23 protein-coding genes are annotated in these 17,878 nt (G+C 66.5%); 1 reads left to right on the top strand and 22 read right to left on the bottom strand.

All coding sequences use genetic code 11. From position 1 onward, the window contains the following. Nucleotides 1-2 precede the first annotated feature (2 nt). The 21 genes from trbL to NN5_RS03380 all read right to left on the bottom strand — a co-directional run bounded on the left by trbL (nucleotide 3) and on the right by NN5_RS03380 (nucleotide 17,056). A complete protein-coding gene (gene trbL / locus NN5_RS03480; RefSeq protein ID WP_067732669.1) occupies nucleotides 3-1,364 on the bottom strand; it encodes a P-type conjugative transfer protein TrbL in 1,362 nt (453 codons plus the stop codon). Next, on the bottom strand, nucleotides 1,361-1,687 hold the full coding sequence (trbK-alt, locus tag NN5_RS03475; protein WP_067732668.1) for a putative entry exclusion protein TrbK-alt: 327 nt from the start codon (nucleotides 1,685-1,687) through the stop codon (nucleotides 1,361-1,363). Before trbK-alt ends, trbL begins: the two co-directional genes overlap by 4 nt. A gap of 9 nt (nucleotides 1,688-1,696) precedes the next feature. Continuing rightward, nucleotides 1,697-2,434: a P-type conjugative transfer protein TrbJ gene (trbJ, locus tag NN5_RS03470; RefSeq protein WP_067732667.1), complete on the bottom strand. Its 738-nt coding sequence runs from the start codon at nucleotides 2,432-2,434 to the stop codon at nucleotides 1,697-1,699. Beyond that, nucleotides 2,431-4,869 (bottom strand): conjugal transfer protein TrbE, encoded by a 2,439-nt coding sequence (gene trbE / locus NN5_RS03465; RefSeq protein WP_067732666.1) that lies wholly within the window; start codon nucleotides 4,867-4,869, stop codon nucleotides 2,431-2,433. The genes trbJ and trbE overlap by 4 nt, the downstream gene beginning before the upstream one ends. Before the next feature lie 7 nt (nucleotides 4,870-4,876). Beyond that, nucleotides 4,877-5,152, bottom strand: a complete 276-nt coding sequence (locus NN5_RS03460) for a VirB3 family type IV secretion system protein (RefSeq protein WP_067732665.1) — start codon at nucleotides 5,150-5,152, stop codon at nucleotides 4,877-4,879. Continuing rightward, nucleotides 5,152-5,493, bottom strand: a complete 342-nt coding sequence (locus NN5_RS03455) for a TrbC/VirB2 family type IV secretion system protein (RefSeq protein ID WP_067732664.1) — start codon at nucleotides 5,491-5,493, stop codon at nucleotides 5,152-5,154. The genes NN5_RS03460 and NN5_RS03455 overlap by 1 nt, the downstream gene beginning before the upstream one ends. Beyond that, on the bottom strand, nucleotides 5,490-6,440 hold the full coding sequence (gene trbB, locus NN5_RS03450) for a P-type conjugative transfer ATPase TrbB (RefSeq protein ID WP_169800940.1): 951 nt from the start codon (nucleotides 6,438-6,440) through the stop codon (nucleotides 5,490-5,492). Before trbB ends, NN5_RS03455 begins: the two co-directional genes overlap by 4 nt. 239 nt (nucleotides 6,441-6,679) lie before the next feature. Beyond that, entirely contained in the window at nucleotides 6,680-7,126 is a 447-nt protein-coding gene (locus tag NN5_RS03445) for a CopG family transcriptional regulator (RefSeq protein ID WP_067732662.1), read from the bottom strand. A gap of 7 nt (nucleotides 7,127-7,133) precedes the next feature. Continuing rightward, nucleotides 7,134-9,116: a conjugal transfer protein TraG gene (locus NN5_RS03440; protein ID WP_067732661.1), complete on the bottom strand. Its 1,983-nt coding sequence runs from the start codon at nucleotides 9,114-9,116 to the stop codon at nucleotides 7,134-7,136. Between the two features lie 41 nt (nucleotides 9,117-9,157). Next, entirely contained in the window at nucleotides 9,158-10,897 is a 1,740-nt protein-coding gene (locus NN5_RS03435; RefSeq protein WP_067732660.1) for a relaxase/mobilization nuclease domain-containing protein, read from the bottom strand. Nucleotides 10,898-11,251: 354 nt separating this feature from the next. Beyond that, entirely contained in the window at nucleotides 11,252-11,968 is a 717-nt protein-coding gene (locus NN5_RS03430) for a lytic transglycosylase domain-containing protein (protein ID WP_067732659.1), read from the bottom strand. A gap of 4 nt (nucleotides 11,969-11,972) precedes the next feature. Beyond that, the gene (locus tag NN5_RS03425) at nucleotides 11,973-12,308 is read right to left on the bottom strand and encodes a DUF736 domain-containing protein (protein ID WP_067732658.1); all 336 of its coding nucleotides are present in this window, start codon (nucleotides 12,306-12,308) and stop codon (nucleotides 11,973-11,975) included. Nucleotides 12,309-12,343: 35 nt separating this feature from the next. Further along, the gene (locus NN5_RS03420; RefSeq protein WP_067732657.1) at nucleotides 12,344-12,889 is read right to left on the bottom strand and encodes a S26 family signal peptidase; all 546 of its coding nucleotides are present in this window, start codon (nucleotides 12,887-12,889) and stop codon (nucleotides 12,344-12,346) included. Then, entirely contained in the window at nucleotides 12,886-13,404 is a 519-nt protein-coding gene (locus NN5_RS03415) for a DUF2840 domain-containing protein (protein ID WP_067732656.1), read from the bottom strand. The genes NN5_RS03420 and NN5_RS03415 overlap by 4 nt, the downstream gene beginning before the upstream one ends. Next, nucleotides 13,401-13,655: a hypothetical protein gene (locus NN5_RS03410; protein WP_067732655.1), complete on the bottom strand. Its 255-nt coding sequence runs from the start codon at nucleotides 13,653-13,655 to the stop codon at nucleotides 13,401-13,403. The genes NN5_RS03415 and NN5_RS03410 overlap by 4 nt, the downstream gene beginning before the upstream one ends. After that, on the bottom strand, nucleotides 13,652-14,290 hold the full coding sequence (parA, locus tag NN5_RS03405; RefSeq protein WP_067732654.1) for a ParA family partition ATPase: 639 nt from the start codon (nucleotides 14,288-14,290) through the stop codon (nucleotides 13,652-13,654). Before parA ends, NN5_RS03410 begins: the two co-directional genes overlap by 4 nt. Further along, nucleotides 14,287-15,402 carry a replication initiator protein A gene (locus NN5_RS03400; RefSeq protein ID WP_067732653.1) on the bottom strand — a complete coding sequence of 372 codons (1,116 nt, stop codon included), beginning with the start codon at nucleotides 15,400-15,402 and terminating at the stop codon, nucleotides 14,287-14,289. The genes parA and NN5_RS03400 overlap by 4 nt, the downstream gene beginning before the upstream one ends. A gap of 14 nt (nucleotides 15,403-15,416) precedes the next feature. After that, entirely contained in the window at nucleotides 15,417-15,668 is a 252-nt protein-coding gene (locus NN5_RS03395; protein WP_002718036.1) for a helix-turn-helix transcriptional regulator, read from the bottom strand. Nucleotides 15,669-15,881: 213 nt separating this feature from the next. Continuing rightward, entirely contained in the window at nucleotides 15,882-16,427 is a 546-nt protein-coding gene (locus tag NN5_RS03390) for a DUF2285 domain-containing protein (protein WP_084384711.1), read from the bottom strand. A 31-nt stretch (nucleotides 16,428-16,458) separates the two neighbouring features. Then, complete coding sequence (locus tag NN5_RS03385) at nucleotides 16,459-16,668, bottom strand: transcriptional regulator domain-containing protein (RefSeq protein ID WP_067732652.1); 210 nt, start codon at nucleotides 16,666-16,668, stop codon at nucleotides 16,459-16,461. Nucleotides 16,669-16,792: 124 nt separating this feature from the next. Next, nucleotides 16,793-17,056, bottom strand: coding sequence for a DNA -binding domain-containing protein (locus tag NN5_RS03380; protein WP_067732651.1), 264 nt, complete (start codon nucleotides 17,054-17,056; stop codon nucleotides 16,793-16,795). Between the two features lie 227 nt (nucleotides 17,057-17,283). Here NN5_RS03380 and NN5_RS03375 point away from each other — a divergent pair, with 227 nt between their 5' ends. After that, on the top strand, nucleotides 17,284-17,529 hold the full coding sequence (locus NN5_RS03375) for a helix-turn-helix domain-containing protein (RefSeq protein ID WP_067732650.1): 246 nt from the start codon (nucleotides 17,284-17,286) through the stop codon (nucleotides 17,527-17,529). Nucleotides 17,530-17,548: 19 nt separating this feature from the next. Here the strand turns inward: NN5_RS03375 and NN5_RS03370 are convergent, their stop codons facing one another. Further along, nucleotides 17,549-17,761, bottom strand: a complete 213-nt coding sequence (locus NN5_RS03370) for a helix-turn-helix domain-containing protein (protein ID WP_067732649.1) — start codon at nucleotides 17,759-17,761, stop codon at nucleotides 17,549-17,551. Between the last annotated feature and the right edge of the window lie 117 nt (nucleotides 17,762-17,878).

Below are 17,878 nucleotides of genomic sequence, written 5' to 3'. Positions count from 1 at the left end.
TCTTATTCTCCTCCTGAGAGATCGATGGAATGGCCGCCGCCATGGCTGTCGCCGGACCTGAGGACCTGTGCGGCGGTCTGCGCCCCGTGGACCATCGACTGGTTGCGCTTCATGCGCTGGGCCCAGGCCGGCGGGCCGGAACCCTCCGATCCGCCCGTGGGCGCCGCGGGCGTGCTTGGTGAATTGCCGCCGACCGTCCCTCCGGTCGACGAGCCGCCGGTTGCGGCGAAACTGGACCGGGCGCCGGCGGCGAAGCTTTCCCGTATCGAACTGCCGGCTTGAGCGGCGGCGCGCCGCACAGGAGCCGCGGCGGCTGAAGCGGCCGCTCGCCCGACCCCGCCGAGTCCGGCCGCGACGCCCGACGCGCCGGGCCGGCCGGCTGAAGCAAGGCTGTAGGCGGAGGACGCGCCGCCGGCCATTGCCGCTCCACCGCGCGCGGCGGCGGCAGTGCCGGAAGCCGCAGCCATCGCCCCCCTACCGGCCAGGCCGAGCGCGCCGGCGCCGGCCATCGCCGTACCCGCGACGGCGAGGCCAGTCCCGACGGCGGCGCCCGCGCCGAGCTGGGGCGCGCCGGAGACCAGGCCGGTGGCGATGCCAGGGCCGAAGATGCCAAGGCCCAGCATGGCGAGCGCGGCCAGCACGACGGACAGCGCTTGCTCGACCGTCGGCTGGCCGCCGGCGTAGGTCTGCGTGAACTGCGAGAAGAGCCCGGTGCCGATGCCGACGATGACGGCCAGCACCATCACCTTGATGCCGGACGCGACGATGTTGCCGAGCACCTTCTCTGCGAGGAAGGCGGTCTTGTTGAAGAGCGCGAAGGGAATGAGGATGAAGCCGGCGAGCGTCGTCAGCTTGAACTCAATCAAGGTGACGAAGAGCTGTACCGCCAGGATGAAGAAGGCGATCAGCACCAGGACCCACGAGACCATCAGCACCGCGATCTGCACGAAGTTCGCGAAGAAGCTGGTGAAGCCCATCATCTGACTGGCCGCGTCGAGCAGCGGCTGACCGGCGTCAAGGCCAACCTGCGCGAGCTTGCCCGGCCGCAGGAAGTCGGCGGTCGAGATCGAAGAGCCACCCGCCTTCAGACCGAGGCCGGCGAAGCTGTTGAAGACGATGGCCGAGAGATTGTTGAAGTTGTTGATGATGAAAGCGAAGAAGCCGATGTAGAGGGTCTTCTTCACCAGCCGCTGCAGGATGTCCTCGTCGGCGCCCCAGGCCCAGAACAGGCCGGCGAGTGTGATGTCGATGACGATCAGCGTGGACGATAGGTAGCCGACCTCACCCTTGATCAGGCCGAAACCGGAATCGATGTAGGTGGTGAAGGTGTTGAGGAAGGTGTCGATGACGCCGACATTGTTCATCGCGCGTCTCCCCTAGAAGGGGTGGCCGGCGCGGCAGCGCCTGGGGGCGTTTGTGGCGATAGCGGCCGCGCCGGCCTGCCGAAGAATCGCTGGCGGTTCTCCTCCCAGACCGCGACGCAATGCGGGTCTTCGGCATCCTGGGGGCCGAGCGCGCTGCAACGGCGCAGCCCGGCCGAGAGGTCATCGGATGCTGGATTGATGGTCGGAGACGCCTCGACGACGGGCGCCGGGGGACGCCGGTTGACCGCGACGAGAGTCGCGATGAAGACCGCGACCAGGACGACAATCGCGGCCGCGCGGAAGATCTCCGACCGTCCCAGCATCGCCGCGCCTCAGTTGCCGGTGAACATGGTGACGTTGCCGGGCTGGTAGCCGGTGCGCGTCGAGAAGGTCTTGTAGTTCTGCTGGCCCTGCGCTTCGGCGGCGGCGCTGCGCGCCTGCTCCAGCGCATCTGCCCGCCCCTTGGCGGAGAGCACCGCCACCAGGTCGGAGAGCTGCTGGGATTGCAACGCCAGAAGCTGGTTGCCAGCCTGGGCGGCCTGCAAGGCGCCCGTGGCGTTCTGGCTCGCCGAGACCAGCGAGGTCATCGCACTGGAGTTGGTCGGGATGTTGCCGACCACGCCCGCCTGCACCTTCAAACTGTCCTCGAAGGCGCCGACCGAGTTCTGCCAGCGAGCCTGCGCGTTGGCGACCATGGCGGTGGTCGAACCCGTGCCCGCGGCCGAACCGTAGCTCGTCGAATAGGCCTGTTCGATGCGCTGGACGTTGAAGGCGATGTTCTGCGCCTGACCGAGCAGCGACTGAGTCTGGGCAATCGACGACTGAAGCTGGGTCAGCGTCGACATCGGCAGGTTGGCGAGATTGCGCGCCTGGTTGACCAGACTCGTCGCTTGGTTGGTCAACATCTGAATCTGATTGTTGATCTGCTGGAGCTCCCGCGCGGCCGTCAGCACGTTCTGGCTGAAGTTGGTCGGGTCGTAGACGATCCACTGCGCCGACGCGGGCGGTGCGGCGACGGCCAGGGTGAGCACGGCGGCGCTTGCCGCCGCCAGATGGCGCAGCTTGATCATGATGACGTCTCCAGGTTGGTCAGGTCAGGGATGAGATCGGCGGCCCACAGGAGCTCGTGGTCCGCAAGCCAGGCGGGCGTGAAAGCATCGCGGCCGTACTCGGCGACGACACGTTCGATCGCCGCGTGGTCGGCCTTGGAGGAAGCGGCACAGAAGGTGAGCGCGACCGGGCCGAGGCCGAGCTCGAACAGGCGATTGCCGCGGCGCGACTGGCAGTAGTAGTCGCGCTTCGGCGTAGCGCGCGCGAGGATCTCGATCTGGCGATCGTTGAGACCGAAGCGGCGGTAGATCGCGGTGATCTGCGGCTCGATCGCGCGCTCGTTCGGCAGGAAGATACGCGTCGGACAGCTCTCGACGATCGCGGGCGCGATGTTGCTGCCGTCGATATCCGACAGCGACTGCGTGGCGAAGACGACGGAGGCATTCTTCTTGCGCAGCGTCTTCAGCCACTCGCGGAGCTGCTGGGCGAAGGCCGGATCGTCGAGGACCAGCCACCCCTCGTCGATGATGAGGAGCGTCGGCCGGCCATCGAGGCGACCCTCGATGCGATGGAACAGGTAGGTCAGCACGGCAGGCGCCGCGCCAGCGCCGATCAGGCCCTCGGTCTCGAAGGCCTGGACAGATGCGGAGCCGAGCTGCTCGGTCTCGGCGTCGAGCAGCCGGCCTGAAGCGCCGCCGATGCAGTACGGTTGCAGTGCTTGCTTCAACGCTGTCGATTGCAGCAGCACCGCGAGTCCGGTGATCGTGCGCTCCTGCGCCGGCGATGATGCCAGGGAGGTCAGCGCCGACCAGACGTGCTCCTTCGCGGTCGGATCGATGGTGACGCCCTCCTTGGCAAGGATCGCGGCGACCCACTCCGCCGCCCAGGCGCGCTCGGCCTGATCGTCGATTCGGGCCAGCGGCTGGAGCGAGACGGAGTGCTCCGAGCCGGCGGACAGGCTGCCGCCGAGATCGTGCCAGTCGCCGCCCATGGCGATCGCCGCAGTGCGGATCGAGCCGCCGAAATCGAAGGCGAAAATCTGGCTGTCGCGATAGCGTCGGAACTGCATCGCCATTAGCGAAAGCAGCACGGATTTGCCGGCGCCGGTCGGACCGACGATCAGCGTGTGGCCGACATCGCCGACGTGCAGGCTCAACCGGAACGGAGTCGACCCCTCGGTCTTGCCGAACAGCAGCGGCGGCGCCTGGAAATGCTCGTCCCTTGCCGGCCCGGCCCAGACTGCCGAGAGCGGGATCATGTGCGCCAGATTCAGCGTCGAGACCGGCGGCTGTCGGACGTTGGCGTAGGCGTGGCCGGGGATGGACCCGAGCCAGGCTTCCAGCGCGTTCACCCCTTCCGGCATGCAGGTGAAATCGCGACCCTGGATCACCTTCTCGACGAGGCGAAGCTTCTCAGCGGCGAGGCCCGGATCCTGATCCCAGACGGTGACAGTCGCGGTGACGTAGGTCTGACCGACATCGTCCGTGCCCAGCTCTTGCAGGGCCAGGTCGGCATCCATGGCCTTGTTGGCGGCATCGGAGTCGACCAGCGTGGACGCCTCGTTGGTCATTACCTCCTTGACGATCGCGGCGATGCTTTTCCTTTTCGCAAACCACTGCCGCCTGATCTTGGTTAGCAGCCTCACAGCCTCGGTCTTGTCGAGCAGGACCGCGCGCGTAGACCAGCGGTAGGGGAAGGCGAGACGATTGAGCTCGTCGAGAATCCCCGGATGCGTCGCGGTCGGGAAACCCACCACGGTGAGGATGCGTAAATGATGCGCGCCGAGGCGGGGTTCGAGGCCGCCGGCGAGAGGCTCGTCCGCAAGCAGCGCATCGAGGTGCATCGGCGTCTCCGGGACGCGGACGCGCTGCTGCCGGGTCGAAATGGTCGAGTGCAAGTAGGTCAGCGTGTCGCCGTCATCGAGCCAGGCCACCTCGGGCATGAAGCCCTCGACGAGTTGCAGGACGCGATTGGTCCGGTCGACGAAGCCGCGCAGCAGCTCCCACGGATTGACGCCGGTCTGCGCGCGGCCCTCATAGAGCCACCCTTCGATGCGGGAGGCGTCCTCGGCCGGCGGGAGCCAGACGAAGGTCAGGAAGTAACGGCTCTCGAAATGCGCGCCAGCCTCCTCGAAGGCGTCCTGCCGCTCGAGATCGACAAGCGCCGACGCCGGATCGGGGAAGCTGCTGTGCGGATAGATCTGAGCGGCGATCCGTTGCGCCTCGACAAAGATCGCCCAGCCGGAACCGAGACGGCGCAGCGCGTTGTTGAGCCGGGCGGTCACGCCCACTAGCTCGGCTGGCGTGGCGCTATCGAGGTCCGGTCCGCGAAAGCGCGCCGTGCGCTGGAAAGAGCCATCCTTGTTGAGGACGACGCCCTCTTCGACCAAGGCCGCCCAAGGTAGGAAGTCGGCGAGACCGGCGGGACGATTGCGATATTCGGCGAGATTCAGCATCCGAGCCTCACACGCCAAGATGGGCTGGGTAACGAAGGTGCCGGCGCACCACGTCGACGAACTGCGGGTCGCGCTTCGCCGCCCAGACGGCGGCGGTGTGACCCACCGCCCAGATCAGCGCGCCGGGGATCCAGAGCCGCAGGCCAAGCGCGATCGCCGCCGCGAGCGTGCCGTTGGCGATCGCGACGGTCCGCGGCGCGCCGCCCATCAGAATCGGGTCGGTAAGCGCGCGATGGACCGGCGCGAAGAAGCCGGGCACGTCGGGATCGACGATCGCGGCCATCAGATCAGCGCTCCGCCGGAGAACGAGAAGAAGGAGAGGAAGAAGCTCGACGCGGCGAAGGCGATCGACAGGCCGAAAACAATCTGGATCAGCCGGCGGAAGCCGCCGCTCGTGTCGCCGAAGGCGAGCGTCAGGCCGGTCACGGTGATGATGATGACCGAGATGATCTTCGCGACGGGCCCTTGCACCGACTCCAGTATGGAGTTGAGCGGGGTCTCCCACGGCATGGAGGAGCCGGAGGCGTAAGCCGCCGGGGCGAAGGCGAGCGTCAGGGTCGCGAGCGTGACGAGCTCGGCCACGCGGCGGCGCGAAGAATGAGCGACAGCGAGAACACGGATCATGATGGGTCTCCGGGGGGCAAGAGGTCGCCGCCCGCCCCGGCGGACTGGACGCGGTAATCGCCGGTGGCGGGATCGAGACCGGCGATGAGTGCGAGTTCGGAAAGGCGGCGTTCGCTGCCGCGGCCGCGCAGCACCGCGACGAGATCGATCGTCTCGGCGATCAGCGCCTTGGGGACGGTGACGACAGCCTCCTGGATGAGCTGTTCGAGGCGGCGCAGCGCTCCGAGCGCGGTGCCGGCGTGGATCGTGCCGATGCCGCCAGGATGTCCGGTGCCCCACGCCTTCAGCAGGTCCAGCGCTTCAGCGCCGCGCACCTCGCCGATCGGGATGCGGTCGGGCCGCAGGCGCAGTGAGGAGCGGACCAGGTCGGAGAGTGAGGCGACGCCGTCCTTGGTGCGCAGGGCCACGAGGTTGGGCGCGCGGCACTGCAGCTCGCGGGTGTCCTCGATCAGCACCACTCGGTCGGTGGTGCCGGCGATCTCGGCCAACAGTGCGTTGGTGAGCGTGGTCTTGCCGGTCGAGGTGCCGCCGGCGACGAGGATGTTCTTGCGATCTGCAACGGCGGCGCGGAGCACTGCGGCCTGGCCGGCCAGCATGATGCCGGCAGCGACATAATCGTCGAGGGTGAACACCGCGACGGCGGGCTTCCGGATCGCAAAGGCCGGCGCGGCGACCACCGGCGGCAGAAGTCCCTCGAACCGCTCTCCCGTCTCGGGCAGCTCGGCCGAGACACGCGGTTTGTCGGCATGGACCTCCGCGCCGACATGGTGCGCGACGAGGCGCACGATCCGCTCGCCATCGGCGGCGGACATCGTGCGGCCGCTATCCTCCAGACCACCCGACAGCCGGTCGATCCAAAGCCGGCCATCGGGGTTGAGCATCACCTCGACGATCGAGGGGTCTTCGAGGAAGCCGGCGATCGCTGGACCAAGCGCGGTGCGCAGCATGCGCGCGCCGCGGGAGAAGGCCTCGGAATGAAGTGGTGTGACCGCCACGATCGTCCCCGTCTTTGGCCAATCGCAACACGCGATTAGCGACGGGGACGATTAGAAGAGGCAGGAAATGGGGCGGATCAACAAGTATTCAGATGGCGTAGGGGCTGAGCGTAAAGCAGAGAAAAAAGACTTGCTGGGTGCGGACTTGGTTTCGCCGGCTTCGGTGAAGCTCGGGTTATTCGGGATCGCGTCTAGTCTGTGTCCGTCGAGCGAGTCGGGTCTTCCCGGACATCGTCGGGGATCTCTTGCCGAAGCTTTGGCCCCTGGCTGAGGCGCCGGCCAAGCGCCGCGACGAAGTTGTCGTAGCGCGGTCCAGCCTGCGCCCGCGCCGCCTTGGCGGCCGGTTCAGGAAGCGCCGGTGTCGTCGTGAGCCAGAAGCGGATGAACAGGGCCAATGTTTCGACGGCGATGCCGACGTCGCGCTCCAGCCGCGCGAGGCGGCGATCCTGCTGGTCGAGGCGCTTGGCGATCGCAGCCTCGCGACGCTCGTCCGCATCGGGCGACAGAAAGGAGGCGATGGCGGCTTCAGCGATCAGCGACATCGGTTGCTCCCGGCGCGCCGCGTAGTTGGACAGGGAACGCATCACGTCCGGATCGAGATAAACTGAGACCTGAGCCTTCTTCTTTGGCGCCGGCATGCCTGCCTCACAGTCCGAGGTCGTCGCCGGGATCGAGGGAGGCTTGGCGCGCCAAGCCCTGCATGAGGTCGTTCATCCGACCTACGCGGGGCGCATCCTCCTCAAGCTCGTCGATCGGATCGAGGGCGAATTCGTTGTCGATCGGCTGCTTCTTTTCGACCGTCTCCTGGTTCAGTTCAGGCTGGCGACGGTGGTCCGAGTTCTTCGGGTCTTCATCGTCGGCCTCCTCGCCGTCACGCGCGGCTGACGCCGGCGGCCGCGGGGGCAATGGCCGTGAACTCCAGTCGTCGGAACGACTCACTTTCGGCTGCGTTGGCACAGGCGGCGGCAGGATGCGCTCCTGCAAGCGCGCGTCCTCGTAATAGCGCGCCTTCTTTGCGCGGATCGGATGGACGCCGGAGACCATGACGATCTCGTCGGTCGATGGGAGCTGCATGACTTCGCCCGGCGTCAGCAGCGGCCGCGCCGTCTCCGATCGTGAGACCATCAAATGCCCGAGCCACGGCGAGAGGCGGCTGCCGGCATAGTTCTTCATCGCCTTCATCTCGGTCGCCGTGCCCAGCGCATCGCTGACGCGCTTGGCGGTTCGCTCGTCGTTGGTGGCGAAGCTGACGCGCACATGGCAGTTATCCAAAATCGAATTGTTGGGGCCGTAGGCCTTCTCGATCTGATTCAGCGACTGAGCGATCAGGAAGCTCTTGATCCCGTAGCCCGCCATGAAGGCGAGCGCCGACTCGAAGAAGTCGAGCCGCCCCAGGGCCGGGAACTCGTCGAGCATCAGGAGAAGGCGGCGGCGTCCGGCCTTGGCCTGCAGGTCCTCGGTCAACCGTCGGCCGATCTGATTGAGGATCAGGCGGATCAGCGGCTTGGTGCGGTTGATGTCCGAGGGCGGGACCACGAGGTAGAGCGTTGTCGGATGTTCGCCGGCGACGATGTCACCGATCCGCCAGTCGCAACGCCGCGTCACCTCGGCGACCACCGGATCGCGATAGAGGCCGAGGAACGACATGGCGGTGCTCAGCACGCCGGAGCGCTCGTTGCCCGACTTGTTCAACAACTCCCTCGCAGCGCTGGCGACGACGGGATGGACGCCGGCTTCGCCGAGATGCGGCGTCCGCATCATCGCCGAGAGCGTAGACTCAATTGGCCGCTTGGGATCGGAGAGGAATGACGCGACGCCGGCGAGCGTCTTGTCCGCCTCCGCATAGAGGACATGCAGGATCGCGCCGACCAGCAATGCGTGGCTGGTCTTCTCCCAGTGATTGCGCTTCTCCAGGCTGCCTTCGGGATCGACCAGGATGTCGGCGATGTTCTGGACGTCGCGCACCTCCCACTCGCCCCGGCGCACCTCGAGCAAGGGATTGTAGGCCGACGACTTCGCATTGGTTGGATCGAACAGCAGCACGCGCCCGTGCTGCGCCCGAAAGCCGGCGGTGAGCTGCCAGTTCTCCCCCTTGATGTCGTGGACAATCGCCGAGCCCGGCCAGGTGAGCAGCGAGGGGATGACGAGTCCGACGCCTTTGCCCGATCGTGTCGGCGCGAAGCACAACACATGCTCCGGCCCGTTGTGGCGCAAATAGCTGCGCTGGTAGCGGCCCAGCACGACGCCGTCCGGTCCGCTGAGTCCAGCGGCTTCGATCTCCTTCGGTTGCGCCCAGCGGGCAGAGCCGTAGGTCTCGGCGTTCTTCGCTTCGCGGGCCCGCCAGACGGACATACCGATCGCGACGGCCGCGGCGATCAATCCGCCCGACGCCGCGATGTAGGCGCCCTCGATGAAGATCGACGGCGCATAGGCGTCGTAGGCGTACCACCACCAGAAGAAGGCCGGCGGAAGGTAGAACGGGAAATGCAGAAACTCGAACCACGGGTGGCCGAGCTGGGGCTGGAAGCCGAGGCGCCAGGCCGTCCATTCCGTCGCGCTCCAGATCGCCAGCAGGACGATCGCGAAGACGGTGATGACCTGGCCCCAGAGAATCTTGGTCGCTGACATAGACGACGTCCTTTCTTGAGGTCGATGATTGGAGGGATTGTTCACAGGCCGAGCCCCCGGTTGCGGCCGAAGCCCCAGTCGATTCCGCCATCGGCGCGGGTGACGCCGGAGACGTGGCGGCCGAGCTGCTTTTCGAGGGAGGGCGTCCAGGGCACGAGCTGGAAGCCCAAGCCGTCGTCGATCATGGCGAAGCGGCCGGAGGCGAGCGCGAAGCGCTGCCGATAGGTCCCGGCGACATACTCGCCGGTCGCCGCGCCGTTGAACGGCTGGCCGGTTTCGGCGGCGAGCCGCTCGCCCAACGCCTCCACCTCCCGCCGTCGAAGCGTTCCGATCAGGCCGGAGGCGAACACGATCCCCCGCGCCTGTCTGTCGGCAAGGCCCTGCTCGATGAGCTGGTCCGCCCGGCGATCCATCGCCTCGCGGACCTCGGCGCCGAAGCCGGCTTGGCCGAGCGCCACCGGATCGCGCGCGACTGCCTGGCGATCGAGCCAGGTTGCGCCGCTCGCCGTCACCTGGTCCTCGATGGCGAGGTCGGAACGCACCGCAATGGCGACGCGACGCCGGCCTTGCGCGTCGTCGAATTTGCGCAACTCGACGATCGAGCCTGGTGTGCTGTCGCCGGCGGCGTCGAGATCGGCAAGCTTGATGTGGTGGGTCCGCCCGTCGACACCGTCGACGACAGCGTAGGCCGTACCCTTCAGCTCATCGTCGAGACCGCGATCGACCAGGCGGCCGATGACCGGAACGTCCAGGCTCTCGCCAGCGAGGACGTAGCTTGCGGCGGCCCGCTCAATGCCGCGCTCGGTCAGGCTGCGGTGGATGCGCTTGATGATGTCGCCGCGCTCGCCGAGCTCGCGCAAGATCGTCTCGGCGGCCGCGTCCATCGTCCATTGGCCCGGCCCGAGCTGGTGCGCGAGACCGAGACTCTCCAGACGCCGCAATCGCCCGACCTTGAGCGCTTCGAGTGGATCAGGCTGGCGTCCCGCGTCCGGCGCGACGTCGATGACGCAGTGCTGATCGGCATCCCGGACGAGCTGCCGGTCGAGCTGAGTCCAGCGCTCGGCATCGACCTGGCGCTCGAGCGCGCGGCGGATGTCGAGATCTGTGCGCGGCCCAAGTTCCTGGGTGACCAGATCCTGGGCACGGGCACGCATGCCCTCCTTGACGTAGTCGCGCGAGATGACGAGGTCCTGGCCGTCGTCGGCGACGCCGCGCACGATGATGTGGACGTGGGGATGCTGGGTGTTCCAGTGATCGACGCCCACCCAATCGAGCTTGGTCCCCAGATCCTTCTCTATCTGCCCGACCAACTCACGGGCGTAACCCCTGAGGTCGGACAGCTCGGCGGCATCCTCGGGTGAGACGATGAATCGGAAATGGTGGCGATCATCCTGAGAGCGCTCGGCGAAGGCCTTGGGATCGGCATCCTCCGTCTCCGGTCCGAACAGCCTCGCCTTCTCCCCGTCCCGGGTGACGCCCTCGCGCCGGAGATAGCCAAGGTGGGCCGAGAGCGGCGCTGATCTCGCCGTATGACGGACGACGCGGGTTTTGATCGTCACCAGACGCGAGCGGCCGGTGAGCAGACGGTTCGCCTGCACGCTAGCGACCCGGCCGCGGCCGAAGGTCGAGCGCTTCCCAGTTCTGAGCATGCCCTGCCGCGACACGCCGCCGCCGGCACGCTGGGCGGCGGCGAGCGCCTGGGCGATGAAGGGCTTGACCCGTTGGCTCCGCGAAGAGCGGATGCGGCCTGGTCGGGGCTGGAAGTCATTCTCTTCAGCCATCGCCAGCCTCGGCAATGTGCGGAAAAGTCAGGTCCGGCAAAGCGTTGCGGGTCAAGCGCACCTTGCGCCCCAGGGCCGCACATTGCCGGATCGCTGAAAAATCCCAATAAAAACAACCGACCGACCGAGCCGCACCTTGCGGCCTTTTATCTCGCCCTCTGTCGGTCGGTTCCTGCACTTCTCCCCTGATCGCCCTTCCTTCTTCCCGGGAGCACGCCGCGCCGCGCTCGCCTGCGAAAACGTGCCCGAGACCTGCGATGCAGTCTGTTGATTCATTGGAAGCCGTCGCGCCGCTCGGGAAAGCGAGAGTTGACCGAGACAAAACTGCCGAAGGGCGGCAGGGAAATAGCGCGATCACGGCTTTGGCCCCGCTGCGGAAACGTGGACGAACAGGCCGTCGGATTGCGGGGCGATGGCCGACAGGTCGCGCAAAGCGACGACGGCCGGCGCATCGCTCGTCGGCTGTTTGGATGTCGCGTGATCGGCCGGTTCAGCGCTTGCCGATCGCATGATGAAGAGCGGCGCTTGTGTCCAGGACGACGGATCGGAGGCCGCCACGAGGACAGGCCCATCGGTCGCGCCGTCCCCGACAAAAGGGACAAGCGCCGCGACGTAAGCGACGGTTTCCGGCGGCAACGGACGATGCCGGTCGCGATAGTCCTCGTATCGCCCGGGCCCCGCATTATACGCCGCGAGGAACCCCGGCGAGCCGTAGCGGTCATACATCTCGCGCAGGAAAGCCGCGCCCGCCAGGATATTGTCATGCGGATCGAACGCGTCGCGGCCGAGGCCGTATCGAGCGCGCAGCGCTGCCCATGTCTCGGGCATGAGCTGCATCAACCCCATCGCACCTTTCGGTGAGACGGCACGGCGATCATCACGGCTCTCGACGCGCATGATCGCCCGAATCCACGCCGCTGGGATGGCGAAGCGTTGCGCGGCTTCGGCCACGAGAGCGGCGTAGGAATCGCCCGAAGCCTGCAGCGCGATGGGCGCCGCCTGAGCATGGACGGCGACGGTGGGCATGCTGAGCGCCGTCATGCTGGCGAGCAGAAGAAGCGCGCGCTGCATGCGATCAACTCCGATCGCCGCGCTTCGGTGGACGGTTCCAGTTCAGCACCCAGACGGACTTGTCGTCGCCCGACTGGAAGAGATTGGCGCGGATCGGCTGGGCGAGCGCGGGATCATCGATGACGAGTGAAACGTACTCGCCAGCCTTCTCGCCGGTGCGCTTCCAGCCCGCGCCGATCTCCGGGCCGTCGCCGCCGCCTATGTGAATGCGGTAGTCGGGCGCGTTCTCGGCATCGGAGGATTCGGCCGGAACGAGGGAGAGATCACGGTAGAAGAAGAGCGTCTGGATACGTCCGGTGAACCCGGTCTTGTCGCGGGTGAACTGACCAATCTGCGCCATGGGAAACCTCCATTGTTGGCGGGTTAAGAAGCGGGTCAATCGGTGGTGGCGCGCCACATGAAGCGGCCGTCACCGGCCTCGTCGGTCCACAAGGGGACCGCGCGGGCGACAATCGCGGTGGTGGGAAGCGGGCCGAAATAGCGTCCATCCAGGCTGTCTGGGACGGTCGGGTTCATGAGGAAGACTTCGCTGGGGCCGAGCGTGTGACAACCGCTCCAACGCGGCAGCGGACGGCCGAGGTGATCGCGCTCACGCGCCGCGCCAACGGAGACGCGATCGACGGTGATGGCGTCGCCTGTGCGGCACACAGTCTGCCCCGGCAGCGCCATCACATGCTTCAGCAGCGGCACGCCCTTGGGCAGGAAGCCGCCATCGGCCAGATAGCTGGCAATCGGTTCGGGAGCGCGCACGGCGACGAGCTCAAGTGCGTGAAGCTGTCCGGCCGGCCGGAGCACATAAAGCCCGGTCGGCGTGCTCGCCGTGGCGTTCCAGATAAGGCGCGGCGCCGGATGGCCGAAGGCCAAGCCGATGAAGACGAGCATGGCGAAATACGTCGTCATGACGTAGCCGAAGCGGGTCATGGTGTGACGCTCCGACGCTTGAGCCAGGCGGCGTGCTGATCGCGCGTGTAAGGGCGCGGCTCATGGCCGGCGGCGAGACGGTTGTTGAGGTGGCGCCAGTATTCCGGCGCGGCGTCGGCGGGATCGATGTCGAGCGCCTCGACGGAGTCGATCGCCTGCAGCACGCGTTCGACCTTCGGCCAGCTATCGACGCGCAGCAGGATTTCGCCGCCGGGGCGCACGAAGGGCAGCGTCTGGAAACGTGCGCCGGGCTCGACCGCGCGCACGATGTCCATGCGCGAGATGACGGTGCCGTAGTCGTTCGACGCCCAGCGCACGAACGCGAAGATGCTGCCGGGCTTGAAACTCGAGATGCTGCGACGGCGATCGAGGATCTTCTCCTCGGCACGTCGGCCGAAGCGTAGCCAGTGCTCGATCTTCTTCTCGATCCAGGTCAGTTCGACATGGGTGAGTGCGACTGTGCGCCGATGCGATGACGGCACGACGCGCGGCGGCGACGGCTCGTTGTCGTTCATGAACTCTCTCCGGGATCGGTTGGGAATTCGCGCGCGAAGAGGTCGCGCAGCATGTCGGCAACGGTGATCCCGCGCTGGAACGCGGCGACCTTGATGCGGCCGCGCAGCGCCGGCGTGACGTCGATCGTCAGGCGCGCGGTGAAGGCGGAGGGCTCATCGCCGCGACGGCGCGATGCGTTGGGCGCCTTGATCCAGCTCTCGGCGTCGCCGGGCCGGGCGGCGAAGCCGCGTCGGGCGCCACCCGCGCTCATGGCATGATCCTCGCGACTTCAGCGGCGAGCGCTGCGATCTCGCGCGCCGCTGCGCTCTGCTCGGCCAGCTCGAACACGAGCCGGCCGGATTGCGCGGCGTCAGCGAAGACGACACGCTGACCGACGGTGGTGGAGAGAACCGGCGGGTCGTGATCGGCGAGCGTCTCGGCCGTTTCGCGGGCGATGACCGTGCGCGCGCCGCAGCGGTTCAAGACGAAGCGCGCGACGAGCTGCGGGCGATAGATGCGGGCCTCGCGGAGCAGGCCCAGCATCTCGGCCGAGGCCCAACCATCGAAGGGTGATGGTTGCACCGGGATCAGCACGAGATCGGCGGCGAGCAGCGCCGAGCGCATCAGTCCCGCGACGCGCGGTGGCCCATCAATGACGACGTGATCAGCGGTGCGCGCGATCTCCGGCGCCTCGCGGTGGAGCGTGTCGCGCGCGAGGCCAACGACGCCGAACAGCCGCGAGACGTTCTCCCGCGCTCGCTGCTGCGACCAATCGAGTGCCGAGCCTTGGGGGTCCGCATCGATCAGCGTGACGCGCTTGCCGTGCAGCGCCAGCTCGCCGGCGAGATGAAGCGCAAGCGTGGTCTTGCCGACGCCGCCTTTCTGGTTGAGCAGAGCGACGATCATCTCTTCCCTCCCGGCTTGCGGCCGAAGGGCAGCGAAGGCTGTCGTGCTGATGGTTCGGAGGTCTGCTCAGCCGGGGTGGCGCGCTTATCCGCAGATCGGGCAGGCCCACTACAAGAGTTAGATTCTGAGTTAGACTCTAAGTTAAGGCTCGGAATCGCGGTTTCCGGCCACAGCGTTAGCTCCGGTTCGTGCGTGCGAAGTCCCGATAGGGCTGCGTGCGGAGTCTCGATACCGTTTGCGTGTGAAGTCCCGAGCGTTTCCACAGCGCCATCCGCAGGGACTGTGGATAAGTGGGCCGGCAGGATGCGCAGCAGCTCGCGGCGGCCCTGCCACTCGATGTGCAGGCGATAGCCGGGCAGCGGCTGGCGCGCGGCGATGCGGCGGATCTGGAGCGCGAAATCGGAGACGCGCACCAGGCTGCCGGACTTCTCGTGGAGATGCGCGATCTCGAACAACCAGCCTTTGGGCTGGCGACCGGCGTGTTTGCGCGCGACGCGATAGAGCCAGCGCTCGATGCCGCCAGTCAGCCGGAAGTAGGCCGGGTCGATGGCGAGCACGAGCGAGCGGTCGATGACGCCGCGGTAGAACCAGTCGGGGAGCACGAACTCCATGCCCTCGACGCGACCGTCGCGCGTCGTGCATTCCTCCCACTCATTGATCCAGGAGAACTGGTGACGGCGCCAATGTTCGCCGTTGCGGATGGTGGTGCGGATGACGGTCGATTGCAGGCGGGCGAGCGTGCCCTTCAGGAGCTTGTAGTCGCGTGCGCCTGTCTGCCGACCGATCGCGGTCAGGAGCTGGTAGGGCGTGAAGCGAAGGAAACGCGAGGTCTTGAAGCCGAGGTTCTCGGCCTCGACGATCTGGCTCGCCGCCCAGATCAGCACATCGGCGTCCCAGATGGTCGCCATGCCATGCTCGGGCACAGCGTAGACCTCGACCCGAACACCGGCGGCTTCGTATAGGATCGGCGCCGTGCGCCTGGCTTTGGCGAGCGAGAAGAACGGCCGCTCCATCAAGTCGCGCTGGTCGCGCGGACTTGCGTCGCCGGTGGCGACGATGAACGGATCGAGCTTGCTCCGTTCGCTGGCTGTGATGAGGCGGCGCGATGACATCGACGAGCGCCGCTTCAGCGATGCGCGTGGCCGGCGGCGCGGGCCTCGACGTATCGGGGATCGGATGTCGAGCTGCACGCGGCCTGGTCGGCCCAAGCTTCGAGGTCGTCGATCGCGTAGACGACACGCCCGCCGAGCTTGCGGAAGGTCGGGCCGCTACCGTGGCAGCGGTATTTCTCCAGCGTCCGCGGCGAGATGCCGAGGATGCGCGCCGCTTCATGTGTGCGGACGTAACGCGTGGCGAGTTGCGCGGCCCTGTCGGGCATGATGTGCCTCCGTCTTGCCTCGAAGCGCCGCGGCCAAGTCGCGGCATGTCGGGGTGACGGTGGCGGAGAGTTCAGGCGTTGGGGGTGGACGAATATTTTCGTTGGCGTGTGTCCCCCCGTTTGCGACGGGGCGAACGGAAACGTCGCGGACGACGCCAGTGGCTCATGGCCGGTGTGGTGATAGCAATGCGTGGAAATGGATGGAGGCGCGCGTCAGAGACCGCGCAGGAGCTTCAGATAGCCCCTTTCGACTAGGGCGATCGAATCGTGGATCAGGCGGTTGGCTTTGCGCCGCGCGTGGGAATCCTTCCACTCGACAGAGGGAAGCTGGGCGTGGTCGGAGCTGAGTACTTCCGCCGCGATGTCGCGCGGGCCACCGCCGGCATCGTGAACGTCGAAGGCGTGGAGGAGTTGAATCAGTCGCCGTTTCTGGAAAGACGTGAGCCGCAGGGCGGTCGGGAGAAAGTTGATGCGCTGGCCGCCGAGTCGGCGGGCGAAGCGTAGCGCGACGTCGAGCCGAAGCTCGAACATACTGTCGAGCGGCAGAAGCACGGCCGGCCGTCGCGTGGCTTGGTCGTCTTGCAAACGGATATGGAGTTCGTCCGAGCCGTCGACGATCACCAGTTCACGTCCATCGGCGTCAGCGCGCTCGACGAGCGCCGGACCGAAGGCGCTGGGATCGAGGGATGAAGCGGCCTCGAACCCGGTTGGCGCCGGTTCCAGGATCAGCGTGGCCGGCGAAACTTCCGGCAGCCACATGACGGGTTCGAGTCCGACTGGAGACGCGGGGTCATGGGCGAAAGCGCAACCCCCATCGCCGAGCGAGACTGACGCGGGCAGTCTCGGCGTCGACGGAAGCGCGCGCGATCTGGCGCTGGGTGCGGACGAAATCGCGGCGGTAATCAGGGTTGCGACGCAGAAATTCGGCGGCAAAGCCGGGACGTTCGAGGCGGTTCAGGCGATCAATCGTCTCCGGCGAGCGCCAATACTCCGTGGGCATGGCGTTTCCTCTCGTTTGTCCTCTCTCAAGGAGGGTCGCCACGATCCGGAAAATTCGCCGGCAAAAGTAGTCCTTAAGGTTGCATCGCGTGTGGCTGCGAGCCGTGGGAGTGGGGGGTGTTGGTTCACTGCATCCGGGGTTCAAGCAAGTGCCGATAGCCCGTCTCAGTCATCCAGCGGGCCCGCGCCAGATGGCTGTCATGAACCGTTTTGGCACGGGCGGGTTCCTGGGCCGGATTGAGGCCGAAGATCACCTGGACGACTTCGCGCCAGTCAGCGCCCTCTTCGTCGGCCATGAGCAATCGAAGATAGACCGCCAGATGTTGCTCGTCATAGGCGTTTAAGCGGTCGGTGAGCGGCGGCCGGTCCTGGAAAGGCGCCTGAGTCATTGCGATCTACCCCCTAGAGATCAAAGCAATGTGTTAGCCATTCATTTACCGCGAATTTTTGCAAGATTTGCGCCGCGAATACTTACGCCGCGATGCATGGGGCGCATCACGTTGCGCTCGGAAATGGCAAACTGAGCCCTCCGCAGCGTCGATGAATAGCAAAGCCATGTACGAATCGGAACGATCATTCCTGGAACGATAGTTCCTATATCGGCTCCATCATCGCCATGGATCTCAAGGAGGTCATGGCGGTCAATCTGCGTCGGTTGCGTCATGCGAAAAAGATGACGCAGGAGGAATTGGCCGAGAGTGCTGGGTTGAGCGCCCGGTACGTCGGAGGGATCGAACGCGCCGATGTCTCGGCGAGCGTGACGGTGCTCGGCCGGATCGCGGAGGCGCTGGAGGTGGAAGCGACTGAACTGGTCCGCGCCGTGCCCGTGAAGGCTCGAAAAAGGGCGGCAGTCGAGCCTTAGTTTCTGTGACGACTGCGGTTCACGTCTCGCGCCGGAAGAATTCGACAGGGTCCGCTTCAAGGACCTCGGCGAGCTTCTCCAGCATGTCGACGGTCGCGGAGTGCTGTTCGCGCTCCAGCATGCCAACATAGTTGCGATTGATGCCAGCACGATCGGCAAGCTCCTCCTGTGACATGCTTTTGGCATGTCTCAGTCTTCGCAGATTCGTGGCGACGATCTCCCGCAAGCTCATGCGGTGAGATCGCCGTGCCACCTAATATACTGCCACCTAGTAAACTAGGTATTCCGCCCGTTCAAGGTTGGCGGGTCGCCTTTGGGGCACAAGGCGATGCCCCGCCCGGACCAGCCG

Source organism: Novosphingobium naphthalenivorans NBRC 102051 (assembly GCF_001590985.1).
In the GTDB taxonomy this organism is placed as follows: Bacteria; Pseudomonadota; Alphaproteobacteria; order Sphingomonadales; family Sphingomonadaceae; genus Novosphingobium; species Novosphingobium naphthalenivorans.
Note: the sequence above shows the minus strand (reverse complement) of the source record. Positions and strands in the feature narration are given on the sequence as shown.

Bases quoted from the DNA above. Each gene is read 5' to 3' on its own strand.
- trbL (WP_067732669.1), bottom strand. From the start codon at position 1,364: ATGAACAATGTCGGCGTCATCGACACCTTCCTCAACACCTTCACCACC.
- trbK-alt (WP_067732668.1), bottom strand. From the start codon at position 1,687: ATGCTGGGACGGTCGGAGATCTTCCGCGCGGCCGCGATTGTCGTCCTG.
- trbJ (WP_067732667.1), bottom strand. From the start codon at position 2,434: ATGATCAAGCTGCGCCATCTGGCGGCGGCAAGCGCCGCCGTGCTCACC.
- trbE (WP_067732666.1), bottom strand. From the start codon at position 4,869: ATGCTGAATCTCGCCGAATATCGCAATCGTCCCGCCGGTCTCGCCGAC.
- NN5_RS03460 (WP_067732665.1), bottom strand. From the start codon at position 5,152: ATGGCCGCGATCGTCGATCCCGACGTGCCCGGCTTCTTCGCGCCGGTC.
- NN5_RS03455 (WP_067732664.1), bottom strand. From the start codon at position 5,493: ATGATCCGTGTTCTCGCTGTCGCTCATTCTTCGCGCCGCCGCGTGGCC.
- trbB (WP_169800940.1), bottom strand. From the start codon at position 6,440: ATGCTGCGCACCGCGCTTGGTCCAGCGATCGCCGGCTTCCTCGAAGAC.
- NN5_RS03445 (WP_067732662.1), bottom strand. From the start codon at position 7,126: ATGCCGGCGCCAAAGAAGAAGGCTCAGGTCTCAGTTTATCTCGATCCG.
- NN5_RS03440 (WP_067732661.1), bottom strand. From the start codon at position 9,116: ATGTCAGCGACCAAGATTCTCTGGGGCCAGGTCATCACCGTCTTCGCG.
- NN5_RS03435 (WP_067732660.1), bottom strand. From the start codon at position 10,897: ATGGCTGAAGAGAATGACTTCCAGCCCCGACCAGGCCGCATCCGCTCT.
- NN5_RS03430 (WP_067732659.1), bottom strand. From the start codon at position 11,968: ATGCAGCGCGCGCTTCTTCTGCTCGCCAGCATGACGGCGCTCAGCATG.
- NN5_RS03425 (WP_067732658.1), bottom strand. From the start codon at position 12,308: ATGGCGCAGATTGGTCAGTTCACCCGCGACAAGACCGGGTTCACCGGA.
- NN5_RS03420 (WP_067732657.1), bottom strand. From the start codon at position 12,889: ATGACCCGCTTCGGCTACGTCATGACGACGTATTTCGCCATGCTCGTC.
- NN5_RS03415 (WP_067732656.1), bottom strand. From the start codon at position 13,404: ATGAACGACAACGAGCCGTCGCCGCCGCGCGTCGTGCCGTCATCGCAT.
- NN5_RS03410 (WP_067732655.1), bottom strand. From the start codon at position 13,655: ATGAGCGCGGGTGGCGCCCGACGCGGCTTCGCCGCCCGGCCCGGCGAC.
- parA (WP_067732654.1), bottom strand. From the start codon at position 14,290: ATGATCGTCGCTCTGCTCAACCAGAAAGGCGGCGTCGGCAAGACCACG.
- NN5_RS03400 (WP_067732653.1), bottom strand. From the start codon at position 15,402: ATGTCATCGCGCCGCCTCATCACAGCCAGCGAACGGAGCAAGCTCGAT.
- NN5_RS03395 (WP_002718036.1), bottom strand. From the start codon at position 15,668: ATGCCCGACAGGGCCGCGCAACTCGCCACGCGTTACGTCCGCACACAT.
- NN5_RS03390 (WP_084384711.1), bottom strand. From the start codon at position 16,427: ATGTGGCTGCCGGAAGTTTCGCCGGCCACGCTGATCCTGGAACCGGCG.
- NN5_RS03385 (WP_067732652.1), bottom strand. From the start codon at position 16,668: ATGCCCACGGAGTATTGGCGCTCGCCGGAGACGATTGATCGCCTGAAC.
- NN5_RS03380 (WP_067732651.1), bottom strand. From the start codon at position 17,056: ATGACTCAGGCGCCTTTCCAGGACCGGCCGCCGCTCACCGACCGCTTA.
- NN5_RS03375 (WP_067732650.1), top strand. From the start codon at position 17,284: ATGGATCTCAAGGAGGTCATGGCGGTCAATCTGCGTCGGTTGCGTCAT.
- NN5_RS03370 (WP_067732649.1), bottom strand. From the start codon at position 17,761: ATGAGCTTGCGGGAGATCGTCGCCACGAATCTGCGAAGACTGAGACAT.